This window comes from Paenibacillus massiliensis 2301065 = DSM 16942, assembly GCF_000377505.1.
GTDB classification, from domain to species: domain Bacteria; phylum Bacillota; class Bacilli; order Paenibacillales; family Paenibacillaceae; genus Paenibacillus; species Paenibacillus massiliensis.
Window position 1 is genome coordinate 75491 of the sequence record NZ_KB898197.1, and the last position, 14508, is coordinate 89998.

A 14508-nucleotide genomic window follows, 5' to 3' on the forward strand; every position below is an offset into this window, starting at 1 on the left:
GAGGAGGGATCAAGTTGGAGACCAAGCAGAAGCAAATGAAGGGTACGGAATCATTCATGTCCATTCTGGCATGGGTGGCTGGTATTATCGGTATTATTCTAATCGTCGTAAATGTGGGCTTCTTCAGTGATCGTAACCTGGGGCTGATGATTGGCATCGGGTGCGTCGTTGGTGGCATATTCATTTACATGATCGGCAAGTCGCTCGGCACGGCTCGTATGAAGGAGGAGCAGGAAGAGGGAAAACGATAAATCGGTATCACAAGGAATCTCCGGTCGTAATTCCGACTCAGCCGGAGATTTTTTTGGTTGGAAATGCATGCGCTTTCACTTTAAAAATCATAGTGACTTTCTTTCATAAGACAAGCTCGTTTGGCAAGAGGAAATTATTTTTTTGCGAACTATTTCACAAAAACAAGAATAAATATCGACAAATTTGTTAACAACGCAAAAATCGGAGCGATTTTCTGCTATCTTATATAAGGACAGAATATTAGGGTAGTTCGAAAAGTTTGAGCACTTTTTAAAGAGAGGGGAACATCATGAACAAAAAACCAAAAGCTATTATTGCATTGGTTTTGACCGTGCTCACGGTTGCGCTGATCATTTGGACGTGCTTCTTTGCCGGCGGCAGCTATTGGGTGTTTGATCCAAAGGGCCCCATTGGGCAAGCGCAGAAAGAGCTTATTATCATTACGACGGCTCTCGCAGCGGCGATCATTCTGCCAGTCATGATCATGACATTCGTGATTATATGGCGTTATCGCGAGAGACCTGACAGCAAGGCCAAATATAAGCCGCACTGGGATGACAGCTTCAAGCTGGAGACCGTGTGGTGGGGGATCCCGATCGTGATCATCCTGATCATCTCCATCATTACAGCTAGATACACGTATGCATTGGAGCCTTCCAAGCCGCTTGCTTCGACCGAGAAGCCAGTAGTCATCCAAGTGACTTCACTGGATTGGAAGTGGCTGTTCATGTATCCGGAGGAAGGGATCGCTACGGTGAACACCTTGACGATTCCTGAGGGTGTGCCTGTGCGCTTCGAGTTGACCTCGGATGCTCCGATGAACTCCTTCTGGATTCCACAGCTGGGTGGTCAGATCTATACGATGTCCGGGATGGCTATGGTACTGCATCTGCAGGCGGATGAGCCAGGGACGTATTATGGCTCGGGTGCGAACTTTAGTGGAGAGCACTTTGCACAGATGAAGTTCGATGTGAATGCCGTATCCCGAGAGGATTACAATCAATGGGTTGCGAAGGTGAAGCAGGATACGAATCCGTTGACAGAGGAAGGCTACGAGGCGCTTGCTAAGCCTGGCGTATCCAATGTGACGACGTACTCCGAGTTCCCTGAAGGCCTGTTCTTCCGAATCGTTACCAAGTATGTAGTTGAAGGCTCCCATAACCCTCATGCAGGCCACGGAGCTAACAGCATGGGCGATATGGATATGTCGCAATACCGCACTGCACCGGATGCCAATGCTGAGCATGGCGAGAGCAGTGAATCACATTCTGGACATTAATTGACGATGGGAAAGGAGGCCCCCAATGTTAGAGAACCTTAAAGAGTTCGCACAGTTCTTCTTCGTTACTGGCGATCCGCTGATCTACGGAGCGATGGTTACCATCGCACTGGCGTCGATCGGGATTGTAGGAGGACTGACGTACTTTAAAAAATGGGGCTGGCTCTGGAAAAACTGGTTAACAACTGTTGACCATAAAAAAGTGGGGATTATGTACATCCTCGCGAGTATTCTGATGCTGTTCCGTGGTGGTGTGGATGCGCTCATGATGCGTGCCCAGATCGCACTGCCAGGTATAGATTTCCTGCATCCTGAGCATTACAACCAAGTATTTACGACACATGGTACGATCATGATCCTGTTCATGGCGATGCCACTCATGTTCGGTCTCTTCAATATTGCCGTGCCATTGCAGATCGGCGCGCGCGACGTTGCATACCCATTCCTGAACGCACTGAGCTTCTGGTTGTTCTTCATGGGTGCAATGCTGTTCAACCTGTCCTTCGTCATCGGCGGTTCGCCGGATGCAGGCTGGCTGAGTTATCCGCCACTATCGGAGCTTTCACACAGTCCTGGTGTCGGACAGAACTTCTACATCTGGGGGATACAGATCTCAGGTATCGGTTCCCTGGCAACAGGTATTAACTTTATCGTAACGATCATCAAGATGCGTGCTCCAGGCATGACCTGGATGAAAATGCCGATGTTCACCTGGTCGGTATTCGCGTCCTGTATCATTATCATTTTTGCATTCCCGATTCTGACGGTAACTCTGGCGATGCTGTTCATCGACCGCTTCGCTGGCGGACACTTCTTCACGCTCGATATGGGCGGGAACCCGATGATGTATATCAACTTGATCTGGATGTGGGGACACCCTGAGGTGTATATCGTAGTTCTGCCTGCATTCGGTATCTATTCTGATGTCATCGCGGCCTTCTCCAAGAAGCGTCTGTTCGGTTACAAATCCATGGTATTCGCGATGCTGATCATCAGCGTATTGTCCTTCTTCACATGGGCTCACCACTTCTTCACGATGGGCTCGGGGGCGGACGTCAATGCCTTCTTCGCGATAAGTACAATGGCGATAGCAATCCCGACAGGGGTTAAAGTATTCAACTGGCTGTTCACGATGTACCGTGGTAAGCTGACCTTCCCGACGCCGATGATGTGGGCGATTGCGTTCATTCCGAACTTCCTCATCGCGGGTCTGACAGGGGTTATGCTGGCCGTTGCACCGGCAGACTTCCAGTTCCATAACAGCTACTTCCTGATTGCTCACTTCCACTCTGCTCTGATCGGTGGTGTGGTGTTCGGTTACTTCGCAGGTCTTTACTACTGGTGGCCGAAGATGTTCGGCTTCTGCTTGCCGGAGACGCTGGGTAAATGGGCATTCTGGTTCTGGAACATCGGCTTCTATGTCTGCTTCCTGCCGCAATACTCACTCGGTCTGATGGGTATGACGCGCCGGATCAGCACCTATGGCTGGGATACAGGCTGGGCTCCGCTCAACTTCGTATCGACAATCGGTGCCTTCCTGATGGGGATTGCCTTCCTGTTCCAGGTTGCACAGATTGCTGTAGGTATTCTGAATTACCGCAAGCTGAAGGATACAACTGGAGATCCATGGGATGCTCGTACGCTTGAGTGGTCCATTCCTTCTCCGGCTCCTGAATATAACTTCGCCACACTGCCACAGGTTACTGACCGTGATGACTGGTGGGAAGAGAAAGAACGTCGTAAGCAAGGCATCTTCAAGAAGGAACAACCGATCGAACCGATTCACATGCCGAAGAACTCTGCAATTCCATTCATCATGTCGGTGTTCTGGTTCATTGCTGGCTTTGGCTTCGTATTCGGCTGGTGGTTCTTCTACATTCCGGGCCTGATCGGCGTAGCAGCTTGTATGATTGCACGTTCGTTCTACTCCTACGACAACGATTATTATATCCCTGTCGATGAGGTAAAACGTACGGAAGCGGCTATAAGGGGGTCAGTGTAATGGCACAAGCAGCAGCTCATAACCATCATGGCCATGATCATGGGCATCATGATCCTCAAGAGATGAAGATGCTTGGCTTCTGGATATTCCTGGTGACGGACGTTATCCTGTTCAGTACGATCTTTGCTACCTTTATTGTGTTGCAGAATAATACGGCTGGTGGTCCGGGACCTGAGCTATTCAATATGACAGGTATCATTATCTCGACCTTCGTGCTCTTGACGAGTAGCTTCACAAGCGGGCTTGCTGTTCTGGAAATGAACAAAGGCAAGCTCAAGCCAATGCTGTTCTGGCTGGCAGTTACATTGCTGCTGGGTCTGACGTTCCTGGGGCTTGAAATTCATGAGTTCCGTGAACTGGTACATGAAGGAGCAGCGATCTCAACGAGTGCCTACTGGACGGCGTTCTATACGCTGGTAGGTACGCATGGTCTTCACGTTACCGTAGGGGCATTTTGGCTCTTTGGTCTGATGCTTCAACTGAAGAAGCGCGGCATCACAGCGGATACCAAGGGCAAGGTCAACACGCTCAGCCTTTACTGGCACTTTTTGGATGCCGTCTGGATCTTCGTATTATCCGTTGTTTATCTGATGGGGGTGATGTAAGATGGCGCAGCATCATTCAGATTCCCATGAGCATGAGAGTCATGGTTCAGTGAAGTCGTATGTAGTTGGCTTCATCCTCTCCATTGTGCTGACGATTATTCCACTCGTTATCGTCATGAACGATATGGTGGATCGTCTTGGTACCTTGATCGTGATCTTCGTAACTGCCGTGCTGCAGTTCATTGTACAGCTGTACTTCTTCATGCATATCCGTGATGGCCAAGGACCTCGTTGGAATGTGATGACTCTGGTACTTGGAGTGACCATTCTGCTGACGATCGTAGGCGGCTCTATCTGGATCATGGGGAACAACACAGTTGCTCACTGATTCATATTCGGGGATGATTTCCCTTGCATAACAGCTTCATTCAGGTGCTCCGTGACTGTACTGGTCCGGGGCACTTTTTTTGTGATTGATTGCGGTAGTTGTGGCTTATCTCTTCAGGTAAGGGACAAAAAACTGTCCTCCAGACTTCAGTTCGGTGTATCATAGTTAGTATGTGAGAGGCTGAGAAAAGGAGCTGATACGTGCTATGGGGATGTTCTCCAGATTAGCGGAGCAGAAGATTACCGAGGCTATGGCAAAGGGAGAATTTGATCATTTACCAGGAGCAGGTAAGCCTCTTGTCATGGAGGATTTATCCCATGTCCCGGAGGACCTGCGCATGTCGTATAAGCTCTTGAAAAATGCCGGCATCCTTCCGGAGGAGCTGCAGCTTCGTCAGGAATGCATCAAGCTGCACGACTTACTGCATGCTTGCCGTGAAGCAGGGGAGAAGGAGCGGATTAGCCGCAGGCTGACGGAAAAATCCTTGCGATTGCGGATGCTTTTGGAGGAGAGAGGGCTTGGCAATTCGCTTGCATTCTATGAATATGAATCAGCTGTGCACAAGAGGCTAGAGGAATAGGATACAGTTTGGCAAAATCGTCGGCAATTGGTATGATAACGAAGAGAAGATATTACTTATATGGAGGAATACCCATGACCCAGCAATCCCTAACCAGCATTATTGATCATACGTTATTAAAGGCGGATGCCCGCCGTGAGGATATTGTAAAGCTGGCCGAGGAAGCCAAGCAGTTCAAGTTCGCCTCGGTATGTGTGAACCCGACTTGGGTAGCTACAGCCTATGAGGTTCTGAAAGACACACCTGAAGTGAAGGTATGCACCGTGATTGGTTTCCCTCTGGGCGCTTCTACATCGGAGACGAAGGCATTTGAGACAGGTGACGCTATTGCCAAAGGTGCAACTGAAGTGGACATGGTCATTAACATCGGAGCTCTCAAGAACGGAGAGGATGATCTGGTGCGCCGTGATATCGCTGCTGTCGTAGAGGCTGCGCGTGGTAAGGCATTGACCAAGGTCATTATTGAGACCTGCTTGCTTACGGACGATGAGAAGGTACGGGCATGCAAGCTGGCTGTGGAAGCAGGAGCTGATTATGTGAAGACCTCCACAGGCTTCTCTACAGGTGGAGCAACCAAGGAAGATATCGCCTTGATGCGTAAGACTGTAGGCCCTGATGTAGGTGTGAAGGCATCTGGTGGTGTACGTAGCGCTGAGGATGCTCGCATCATGGTAGAAGCTGGTGCTACACGTATCGGAACTAGTGGTGGGGTTGCAATCGCGAAGGGCGAGGAGTCCCAGTCGGCATATTAATGAATGAGCTCGAATTGCAGCTCAAGAAACGGGGTGAGACGATGAATTCCGAGACAGAGGCCATGGAATGTGAGCAGACGTGTCATGGATCGGGTGAACAGGAGCTTGATCATATCAAGTCTTCCATCATTGAAGATGACACAGCTTACAAAATGTCAGAGCTATTCAAGGCACTCGGTGACCCAACCCGCATTAAGCTCATCTATGCCCTGGCGCAAAATGAATTGTGCGTGCATGATCTGACAGTCATTCTGGATATGGGTCAATCCGCCGTTTCCCATCAGTTGCGCTATTTACGGAACGTTCGTATTGTGAAGCGCAGAAAAGTAGGCAAGACGGTCTACTATTCTTTGGACGACAATCATGTCGAGCAGATCTTCTTGCAGACACATGAGCACATAACGCATAAATGATTCGCAACAAAAAACAGGCAGGAGCTGAACATTGAAATGCTCCCTGTCAAGTAGACAGTCTAAAAAAACAAAAACATCTGTATGTAGTCCCCCTCGGTGAAGGGGGATTATTCTTTGTTAAGCTGCTCGTCGAAATTCGTTCGGGGACAAGCCGTTTAGTCGTTCTGTGTACCGATCATTATTGTAATAACGGATATAGGATCTCACACTGTGCAGGAGATCGTCATAGGTATCGTACTTCTCTAGATAAAAGCGTTCTGCTTTAAAGATACCCCAGAATCGTTCAATGGGTTGGTTATCCAGACACCGACTTACACGAGACATGCTTTGGGTAAACTTATATTTCTTTCGAATCTGCTTGTATGTAAGCGAGGTATACTGAAAGCCTCGGTCACTGTGCAACAGCGGCGTGACCCCTGGGTTTCTTTGGTAGGCTTTCTTTACCGTATCCATGACAAGCTCATTGTTGTTGGAAGGACTTAATACCCACGAAACAATAGAGTTGTCATATCCGTCGATCATGGCACTCAGGTAGGCCTTGCGGCCATTTCCGTACCTCAGCTCAGTCACATCGGTGCACCACTTTTGATTTGGAGCATCCGCTTGGAAGTCCCGGTTCATGACATTCTCTGCGAGATGAAGTTCTGGAGCCTTCACGTAGTTTAGTCGCTTTTTGCGAATGACTGACCTTAATCCAAGTGCACGCATGATGCGGTAATATCGTTTACGGTTGTAGCTTCTTTTCAGCTTACGGTTCAATTGCATACGCATCTGGCGGTAGCCGAGTATTCCCTTTCGTTTGACATAACGCTGTTTGATTTCCTTAGCCAGTGCAAGATTTTCGAGTTCCCGGGTGGATGGCGTCCATTTTAGCCACTTGTAATAGGCAGATCGGGCGATTCCTGCTAGCTCACAGAGCTTGCTGATCGCATATCCTTTGTCGGCATGTAATTCCCTAATGGCTTGGTAGATGTCTACATGCCGAACAAAGGTTAGTCCGTGTTTCTTCGCCGGATCTCTGCCAACTTTTTTGAGAGTGCATTCTCCATTTCCAAGTGCTCATTACGCGCTTCAAGTTCCTTAATCCGAAGCTTTAAGCGTTCCTGCTCATTTAGCTCCTCTGGCGGCTTCTTCCGGCCCCGGAGGTCCTGTAAAGCCTCCTGGCCACTTGCCTTATATTTACGAACCCATGCGTATACCTGCTGATAAGAGACACCATATTTGTCGATTGCTTTCTGATAATTGAGATCGTGAGCGATGGTGTATTGTGCAATTTCAATCCGTTCTTCGTAAGTCGTTTTCCGTCCTTTGTTCATGTAGGGTTGTCCTTCTTCTCTACGAGTTGGTTTCATGGGTATCTCTCCAGTATACTTGGAAACCCAACTCTGTAACACACTTCTACTCGAAATGTGATACTTTTTCACCACTGCTCGTACGGAGTATTCGCCAGAAAGTACATCCTGGATAGCTGATCGTTTTAGTTGTTTGGAGTAAGCCTTCCATCCTTTGGATTTTCTTAATCCTTCTTCTCCATCTGCTTGATATTTTCTGACCCAATCGGTCACCGTATCTGGAGAGATTCCCAGTTGCTTCGCCTCATGGTTTGGGTTTGATTCATACCGTAAACAACGCCGCACAGCCTGAATCTTTAATTCGTACGAAATCGGACTTTTCTTGGACATTACAAAAACTCCCATCATAGTAGAAGTAGAAGTTTTGTTTTTTCTACTGTCTACTATGATGGGAGCATATCACATGTTCAGTATCCTGCCTGTTTTTTTGTGCGCTCCAGCTCTGTAAAGCGTGGGGTGAAGGAGGAACGGAGAGTGTTAATTAGCGCTTTCGGCTCCAGTACGAGAAGCCAATCCGGCCAAGGACGATCAGTAGAATCAGGACGCAGCCAAGGATCAGGCCGGTATAAGGTAATTCGTCTTCAAAGACAATGTACCCCTTGGTCGGAGCCGGAGTCATTTCTACTTGATTACCGTTTTCATTGTCATGTGAATTTGTTGTACTCGTATTGTCGATGCTAGCTACAGGTACAGCATCAGCTCCGCTAGACCCGGCAGCGGCTATGTGGGCGCTAGGTAACAAAAGGAACACGCTTAACAGCACCATACGCAGCATCATAAAAAGCTTATTGTTCATGGGGACCCCTTTCGTAGCTTGATTAAAATTTAAAATAATCGCTATACTTCAAATTGTAGTGGATAAGCACCGTCTGGAATAGCCCTTCTTGAAGAATTCAGTAATTGTTCATATGTTAGCATTTTGCACCATTCGATATCAATCGCCTGAAGCTATAAGCTCTGGAGTCCTCTTAGGAATGATTCATCATGCTCATGTGTTTGATATTCCCGAAAAAAATCCGTTTGAGCAGGCAAATGTGGTTGACTTACCAAAGTAGGGGTGAATATAATAACTGTATAAACCAAAACATGAACAATTGCTCATATGTTATTCGTTAAGGGATGAGGTGCTAACATGAGTACGGCTCAAGGAAGCGTCAAGCGGGAATGGATATTGGAAGGACTGGATTGTGCGAACTGTGCCCGTAAGATTGAGGATGGAGTACAGAAGGTCGAAGGTGTAACTTCATGCTCCGTGAATTTTGTAACCAAGAAGTTAACGCTGGAAATGAAAGAGGAATTGGCTGAAGCGGTTGCGGAGGGAGCGCGTAAAAAGGTTAAGAGCCTGGAGCCTCATATTCAGATGATGGATGCCGGGGCTGTCGCACGCCGATCGAAAGCTGGTAGCAACAGAAATGCTCATAGTTCTGGCCATGCTGGTCACGACCATGCAGGCCAGGAGCATTCACACAAGCATGATGGACACTCGCATGCAGATCATGATCACGATGATCATAGCCATGTCCATGACGGGGATGGTCATGCCGGACATAGTCATGATCACGGCGAAGGTGCAACACGAAAGATGCTGTATCGTCTAGGAGCAGCGCTGGTGTTGGGGATTGGTGGAATTTTACTGAACGATCAGTTTTGGCCATCATTTTCTCTTTATGCACTAGCTTATCTCATTATTGGCGGTGACATTGTCTATCAGGCTATAAGGAACCTCTTTAGAGGCAATCTTTTCGATGAGTATTTCCTGATGTCCGTAGCCACACTGGCCGCGTTCGCTATTGGTGAATATCCTGAAGGCGTGGCAGTTATGCTATTTTACCAGGTAGGCGAAATGTTCCAGGGAATTGCGGTGAATCGTTCTCGCAAATCGATTACCTCGCTTCTTGATATCCGTCCAGACTCCGCTAATTTGTTAGTGAATGGAGAGGTACGCCGTGTCCCGCCAGAAGAGGTAGAGGTAGGTGATCACATTCAGATCAAGCCTGGGGAGAAGGTTCCGCTTGATGGTAAGGTCATTTCGGGCCAGTCTATGATTGATACTTCAGCGCTCACAGGTGAATCGGTGCCACGGAGTGTCGATGTAGGAGAACAAGTGCTGAGCGGTACGGTTAACAAGAGCGGTGTGCTCACGGTGGAGGTTACTAAGGAATTCGGGGAATCCACAGTATCGAAAATCTTGGAGCTGGTGCAGAACGCGAGCAGCAAGAAAGCGCCGACCGAGAAATTCATCACTAAATTTTCAAGATACTATACGCCTGTAGTTGTCGTGATTGCGCTCCTGATGGCGGTCATTCCTCCGCTTGTGCTTGTTGATGCGACTTTTACGGAGTGGATCTATCGCGCGACAATCTTCCTGGTGATTTCCTGCCCTTGTGCGCTGGTCGTATCCATTCCACTTGGCTTCTTCGGCGGGATCGGTGCGGCCTCCAGAATTGGCGTATTAATTAAGGGAGGAAACTTCCTGGAGGCCCTTAACGATGTCAGCTACGCGGTATTTGATAAGACGGGAACATTGACCAAGGGAACTTTCAAAGTCACTGCCATCTATCCGGCAGAGGGCTTAAGCGAGAATGAGCTGCTGGAGACAGCTGCACTGGCAGAATTGCATTCCACGCATCCTATAGCAGAATCTGTACGCTCTGCTTATGGACATCCGTTAGAAGCTGGGCGTATCACACAATATGACGAAATATCTGGTCACGGAATTCAAGCGGTCATTGATGGTCATCAGGTACTGGCAGGCAATGTTAAGCTAATGAAGCTTGAGAGCATCAACTTCACACAGGCAGAGAGTAGTGGTACGGTTGTACACCTCGCTATTGATGGCACCTATGCAGGATATCTGAACATCGCTGATGAGGTGAAGGAGGACTCTGCGCGGGCGTTGGCTGAATTGAAGAAGCTGGGGATCAAGAAGACAGTCATGCTAACCGGCGATGCGCAAGCAGTGGGGCAGGCGGTTGGTGAGCAGCTAGGCCTCGATGAGGTATATGCAGAGCTGCTTCCACAGAATAAGGTGGAGCAAATTGAGCGCTTGGCTGCGAGCAAGGCCACTAAGGAGAAAATTCTGTTCGTAGGTGACGGGATCAATGATACCCCGGTGCTGGCAAGAGCTGATGTAGGGGTGGCAATGGGAGGACTAGGCTCGGACGCAGCTATTGAAGCAGCGGATATTGTCATTATGAATGATGAGCCGTCTCGACTGGCAGATGCGATAAAAATTGCCAAGCGCACGCGCACGATTGTATGGCAAAATATTATTTTTGCCTTGCTGGTCAAGACAGCGTTTCTTACTCTCGGGGCTTTCGGTATTGCAACGATGTGGGAAGCAGTCATATCTGATGTAGGGGTTACTTTGTTGGCCGTACTAAATGTGATGAGGGTGCTAAAAGTTGAAACAGAGGATACGGGAGCATCTGATCAACCAACCACCGCAACAGGGTAAACGGTTCTCTAATATCGTCAAGATCAATTAGCAGGTAGTGAAGAGTCAGTTCATGTTGACGAGTCGAAGGCATTGCAGTTCTTGGGAGCTGCGGTGCCTTCTTTTATTGATCCATCCATTAATCGGCATAAGGGAAGATGGAAGCTAATATGGTAATTCTAGGGCTGCTGATAACGCTTTATTGGAACCATCATGCAGCGTGAATTAGTGTATTCAATATGAGTTGGAAAGGATGAGCATGCATGAGCGCAAGACGAGGGGAATTAAGGCTTGAGGAGCATGCTGGCCAAGACAGGGTAGCTAGAGTCAGGGAGTCTGGCACGCTGAGTAAGCGATCAGGCATCCGTATGGATCTGTCCAGGTATATGATGGATTTCTCTCATCCGTCATGGCCTGAGGTACCCGCCAGCGTAGATGGGGTGTTCCTCAGGGGAGATGCCCAGTTCATGGCAACGAGCCTACTTGAGCTTGTTGAAATGTACAAAGGATCGCCTCCCGATACCCGGCTTGTGTGGGGAAGAAGAATGAGGGCTATACTCGAAGCCCAATATGATTCATGCATGTCTGTGCTGAGCGGGCAGGCGTTGTCTGTAGCTCTGGTACATTCGGTACCTGAGGCAGGTCTGTTGCGCGAGCTCCAGGATATTCAAGCCGAAGCTTTGCTACGAGCAGCCTGGACCTCCATTCGCCAAGGAAAGGAGCTTGAACTGGAGATTGCGATCCCAGATCCCGACAGTATAAGTACCTTCCGTCAGATGGACGAATGGCTGGAGCAGGTGAGCAGGCAGACACTACTTGGCTACCGTGGCTCAGTACGGTATCGGGTTGGAGCCATCTACAGTGGGATCGACTATACACGGATTCATGTGGATATGGCGAGAATCGCAGATTTTGTCATTCTGGATGGGCTCCCCAAGACGACTGCAGACACATGTAGCAGCTATAACCATCTCGCATCAGCCGGAGAGTGGGCGGGGCTGGCTCATGCACTGAGCGGTATCAAGCCGCATATTAAGGTATGGGCGACGGCCAAAGGGCAGCAGCCTTGTGCCATAGAGCGCTATCTTGAAGACGTGACGCTGGGTGAAGCTTACGGCTTCATCTGCGAGCCGGGTGTATTTACTCAAGCCTGACCAGCTTACAACGTCATTATAATGAGACATTAGCAGGGCATGCCCATGGGCGCTGAAAAAAATATGATCCCGTCTTGGCACACATCTCGCGGAGATGTGTGCCTTTTTTGCTGTGTGTAGCATACGATATTGCACCTCAGCGATTTGCCCTTTACAGCTATACAATAGGAGCGTATAATGACTGCATAAGTTGCATTTGGTAAAAATAATTGTATAAGGTAAACAATGATTATCATTCTCATTGTCTGACATGCTGCACCGGTTCATATCGGTGCAGCATGTGTCATTTTCAGGGGACTAACAATGGCTCTCATTCTCATTAAGGACAGAATTATGATTGGACAGAAAGGATCGTGATGGTCATGCAAGCTATTAACAAAGGAATCGTACGTCCACAGAAAGAGGACACCAAGAAAGCCCAACTGGGCCGTCCGGGATCAGGACCACAGCCAGGCTCTCGAATGCAAGCTCTGATTCGCAACAAGGAGATGCAGGCAGCATTGGGTAGTGGGGCACTTATGCTGATTGCATGGGGAGTAACGGGCTACTCCTATTGGTTGTCTGTAGCGCTCTATATCGTATCTTATACTCTCGGTGGGTGGTCCAAGGCTCGGGAAGGTCTGGAGACACTGCTACAGGAACGGGATCTGGATGTGAATCTGCTCATGATTGCTGCCTCACTTGGAGCTGCTGCCATCGGCTACTGGAACGAAGGGGCAATGCTTATCTTTATCTTTGCCCTGAGCGGAGCCCTGGAGAGCCTGACGAATGAGCGTAGCAGCCGGGATATATCGCAGTTGGTGGCGCTTCAGCCTGAGACTGCTGTCCGAATGACAGACGAAGGGATGGAGCTGGTCTCGATTGAACAACTGATCCCTGGCGATCTCATCCTTGTTCGTCCAGGAGAGCTGATTCCAGCAGATGGCATCATCGACCGCGGTCGCTCCGCTGTGAATCAGTCATCCATTACGGGAGAATCTGTACCCATTGACAAGACGATTGGAGCCGAAGTATATGCGGGGACCGTGAATGGAGAGGGTGTACTGTATGTGGAGGTTAGTCGCTCATCAGAGGGATCGGTATTCGCCAAGATCGTCAAGCTGGTAGAGGAAGCCAAGACAGAGGTTCCGCAATCCCAGCGCTTCATTAAGCGGTTCGAGGGGATATATGCCAAGGCTGTAGTGGCGATTACGGTGCTGATCCTTGCTCTGGCACCGCTGCTGTTCGGCTGGAGCTGGCAAGAGACTTTTTACAAGGCGATGGTATTTCTCGTGGTGGCATCCCCCTGTGCGCTGGTATCTTCGATTATGCCTGCCACGCTGTCAGCTATCTCCAACCGGGCAAGACGTGGGATTCTGTTCAAAAGCGGTAGCCACATGGAAAATATGGCTCTGACCTCCGTGGTGGCCTTTGATAAGACGGGAACATTGACTAAGGGGGCTCCACAGGTTACAGACTGGTTCACGGCAGATGGCTTCGATCGCCAGGACACCATGACCGCTGTAGCAGCGATCGAAAGTCTGTCCAAGCATCCGCTGGCCAAGGCAGTCGTAGCTAAGGCTGAAGAGGAAGGGCTGGAGCTGCCTGAGGCCGAGCAAGTGAGGTCTATTACCGGCTGGGGGATGGAAGGTCGAGTAGAGGGAATCGAATGGAAGATTGGTCGCTCTGACGTGCTGACGCAGCTGCCGAACCTGGCTCCGCACTGGCAGGAGCTTCGAACGAAGCTGGAGCAGGAGGGCAAGACGGTATCTGTTATTTTGCGGGAGGATGCCCTTGTTGGTCTGATTGGAGCACGGGATGAACTGCGCCCACAGGCCCGAGAAGCAATACAACGTCTACGTGCCATTGGGGTAAAGGTAGCGATGCTATCGGGCGATCATCCCGACACCGCAGCTGTCATTGCACGAGAGGCAGGAGTGGATTGGGTATATGGCGGACTGACGCCGGAGCAAAAGGTGGAGCATGTGCGGCAGCTGCGAGAGCAGCATGGTCATGTCGTGATGGTGGGGGATGGTGTCAATGATGCCCCGGCTTTAGCCGCTGCTACAGTGGGATTGGGGATGGGCATGAATGGCAGTGGTGCTGCGCTGGAGGTGGCTGATGTGGTTTTGATGAATGATGGCATTGAGGAGATTGCCTCCACGATTATCGTAGCTCGCCGCGCTGCACGTATCGTGAAGCAGAACATGATCTTTGCGATTCTGGTCATTCTAATCCTCATCACGGCGAACTTCCTGGAGAATATTGCGCTCCCGCTGGGCGTAATCGGACACGAGGGCAGTACACTGCTTGTGATCTTGAATGGTCTAAGACTGCTGCGACCTGTCTCACAGGGAACGAATCAATGAAGCAGGA

General features: G+C 49.4%; 13 protein-coding genes and 1 pseudogene. 11 read left to right on the plus strand and 3 right to left on the minus strand.

The window, feature by feature from the left end; all coding sequences use genetic code 11:
* Positions 1-14: 14 nt before the first annotated feature.
* The 8 genes from D328_RS0122220 to D328_RS0122255 all read left to right on the plus strand — a co-directional run bounded on the left by D328_RS0122220 (position 15) and on the right by D328_RS0122255 (position 6211).
* Positions 15-251 carry a hypothetical protein gene (locus tag D328_RS0122220; RefSeq protein ID WP_018887255.1) on the plus strand — a complete coding sequence of 79 codons (237 nt, stop codon included), beginning with the start codon at positions 15-17 and terminating at the stop codon, positions 249-251.
* Positions 252-541: 290 nt separating this feature from the next.
* Positions 542-1531: a ubiquinol oxidase subunit II gene (gene cyoA, locus D328_RS0122225; protein ID WP_018887256.1), complete on the plus strand. Its 990-nt coding sequence runs from the start codon at positions 542-544 to the stop codon at positions 1529-1531.
* Between the two features lie 25 nt (positions 1532-1556).
* Positions 1557-3533, plus strand: a complete 1977-nt coding sequence (locus D328_RS0122230; RefSeq protein WP_018887257.1) for a cbb3-type cytochrome c oxidase subunit I — start codon at positions 1557-1559, stop codon at positions 3531-3533.
* A complete protein-coding gene (locus tag D328_RS0122235) occupies positions 3533-4138 on the plus strand; it encodes a cytochrome c oxidase subunit 3 (protein ID WP_018887258.1) in 606 nt (201 codons plus the stop codon). Before D328_RS0122230 ends, D328_RS0122235 begins: the two co-directional genes overlap by 1 nt.
* Position 4139: 1 nt before the next feature.
* Positions 4140-4466, plus strand: a complete 327-nt coding sequence (cyoD, locus tag D328_RS0122240; RefSeq protein WP_018887259.1) for a cytochrome o ubiquinol oxidase subunit IV — start codon at positions 4140-4142, stop codon at positions 4464-4466.
* 205 nt (positions 4467-4671) lie between these two features.
* Positions 4672-5046 carry a DnaJ family domain-containing protein gene (locus D328_RS0122245; RefSeq protein WP_018887260.1) on the plus strand — a complete coding sequence of 125 codons (375 nt, stop codon included), beginning with the start codon at positions 4672-4674 and terminating at the stop codon, positions 5044-5046.
* A gap of 74 nt (positions 5047-5120) precedes the next feature.
* Positions 5121-5798, plus strand: coding sequence for a deoxyribose-phosphate aldolase (deoC, locus tag D328_RS0122250; RefSeq protein ID WP_018887261.1), 678 nt, complete (start codon positions 5121-5123; stop codon positions 5796-5798).
* A gap of 41 nt (positions 5799-5839) precedes the next feature.
* The gene (locus D328_RS0122255; RefSeq protein ID WP_025680746.1) at positions 5840-6211 is read left to right on the plus strand and encodes an ArsR/SmtB family transcription factor; all 372 of its coding nucleotides are present in this window, start codon (positions 5840-5842) and stop codon (positions 6209-6211) included.
* 117 nt (positions 6212-6328) lie between these two features.
* Here the strand turns inward: D328_RS0122255 and D328_RS0122260 are convergent.
* The 3 genes and pseudogenes from D328_RS0122260 to D328_RS0122270 all read right to left on the minus strand — a co-directional run.
* A pseudogene (locus tag D328_RS0122260) lies at positions 6329-7189 on the minus strand (IS3 family transposase); the annotation flags it as partial.
* Between the two features lie 14 nt (positions 7190-7203).
* On the minus strand, positions 7204-7893 hold the full coding sequence (locus D328_RS0122265; RefSeq protein ID WP_018887264.1) for a helix-turn-helix domain-containing protein: 690 nt from the start codon (positions 7891-7893) through the stop codon (positions 7204-7206).
* 151 nt (positions 7894-8044) lie between these two features.
* On the minus strand, positions 8045-8359 hold the full coding sequence (locus D328_RS0122270; protein ID WP_018887265.1) for a hypothetical protein: 315 nt from the start codon (positions 8357-8359) through the stop codon (positions 8045-8047).
* A 336-nt stretch (positions 8360-8695) separates the two neighbouring features.
* Between D328_RS0122270 and D328_RS0122275 the strand changes: the two genes are divergently transcribed.
* From D328_RS0122275 to D328_RS0122285, 3 genes are all read left to right on the plus strand, one after another.
* Positions 8696-11020 (plus strand): heavy metal translocating P-type ATPase, encoded by a 2325-nt coding sequence (locus D328_RS0122275; protein ID WP_018887266.1) that lies wholly within the window; start codon positions 8696-8698, stop codon positions 11018-11020.
* A gap of 242 nt (positions 11021-11262) precedes the next feature.
* Positions 11263-12153: a hypothetical protein gene (locus D328_RS0122280; protein ID WP_018887267.1), complete on the plus strand. Its 891-nt coding sequence runs from the start codon at positions 11263-11265 to the stop codon at positions 12151-12153.
* A 362-nt stretch (positions 12154-12515) separates the two neighbouring features.
* Positions 12516-14501, plus strand: coding sequence for a heavy metal translocating P-type ATPase (locus D328_RS0122285; RefSeq protein ID WP_026281332.1), 1986 nt, complete (start codon positions 12516-12518; stop codon positions 14499-14501).
* Positions 14502-14508 lie beyond the last annotated feature (7 nt).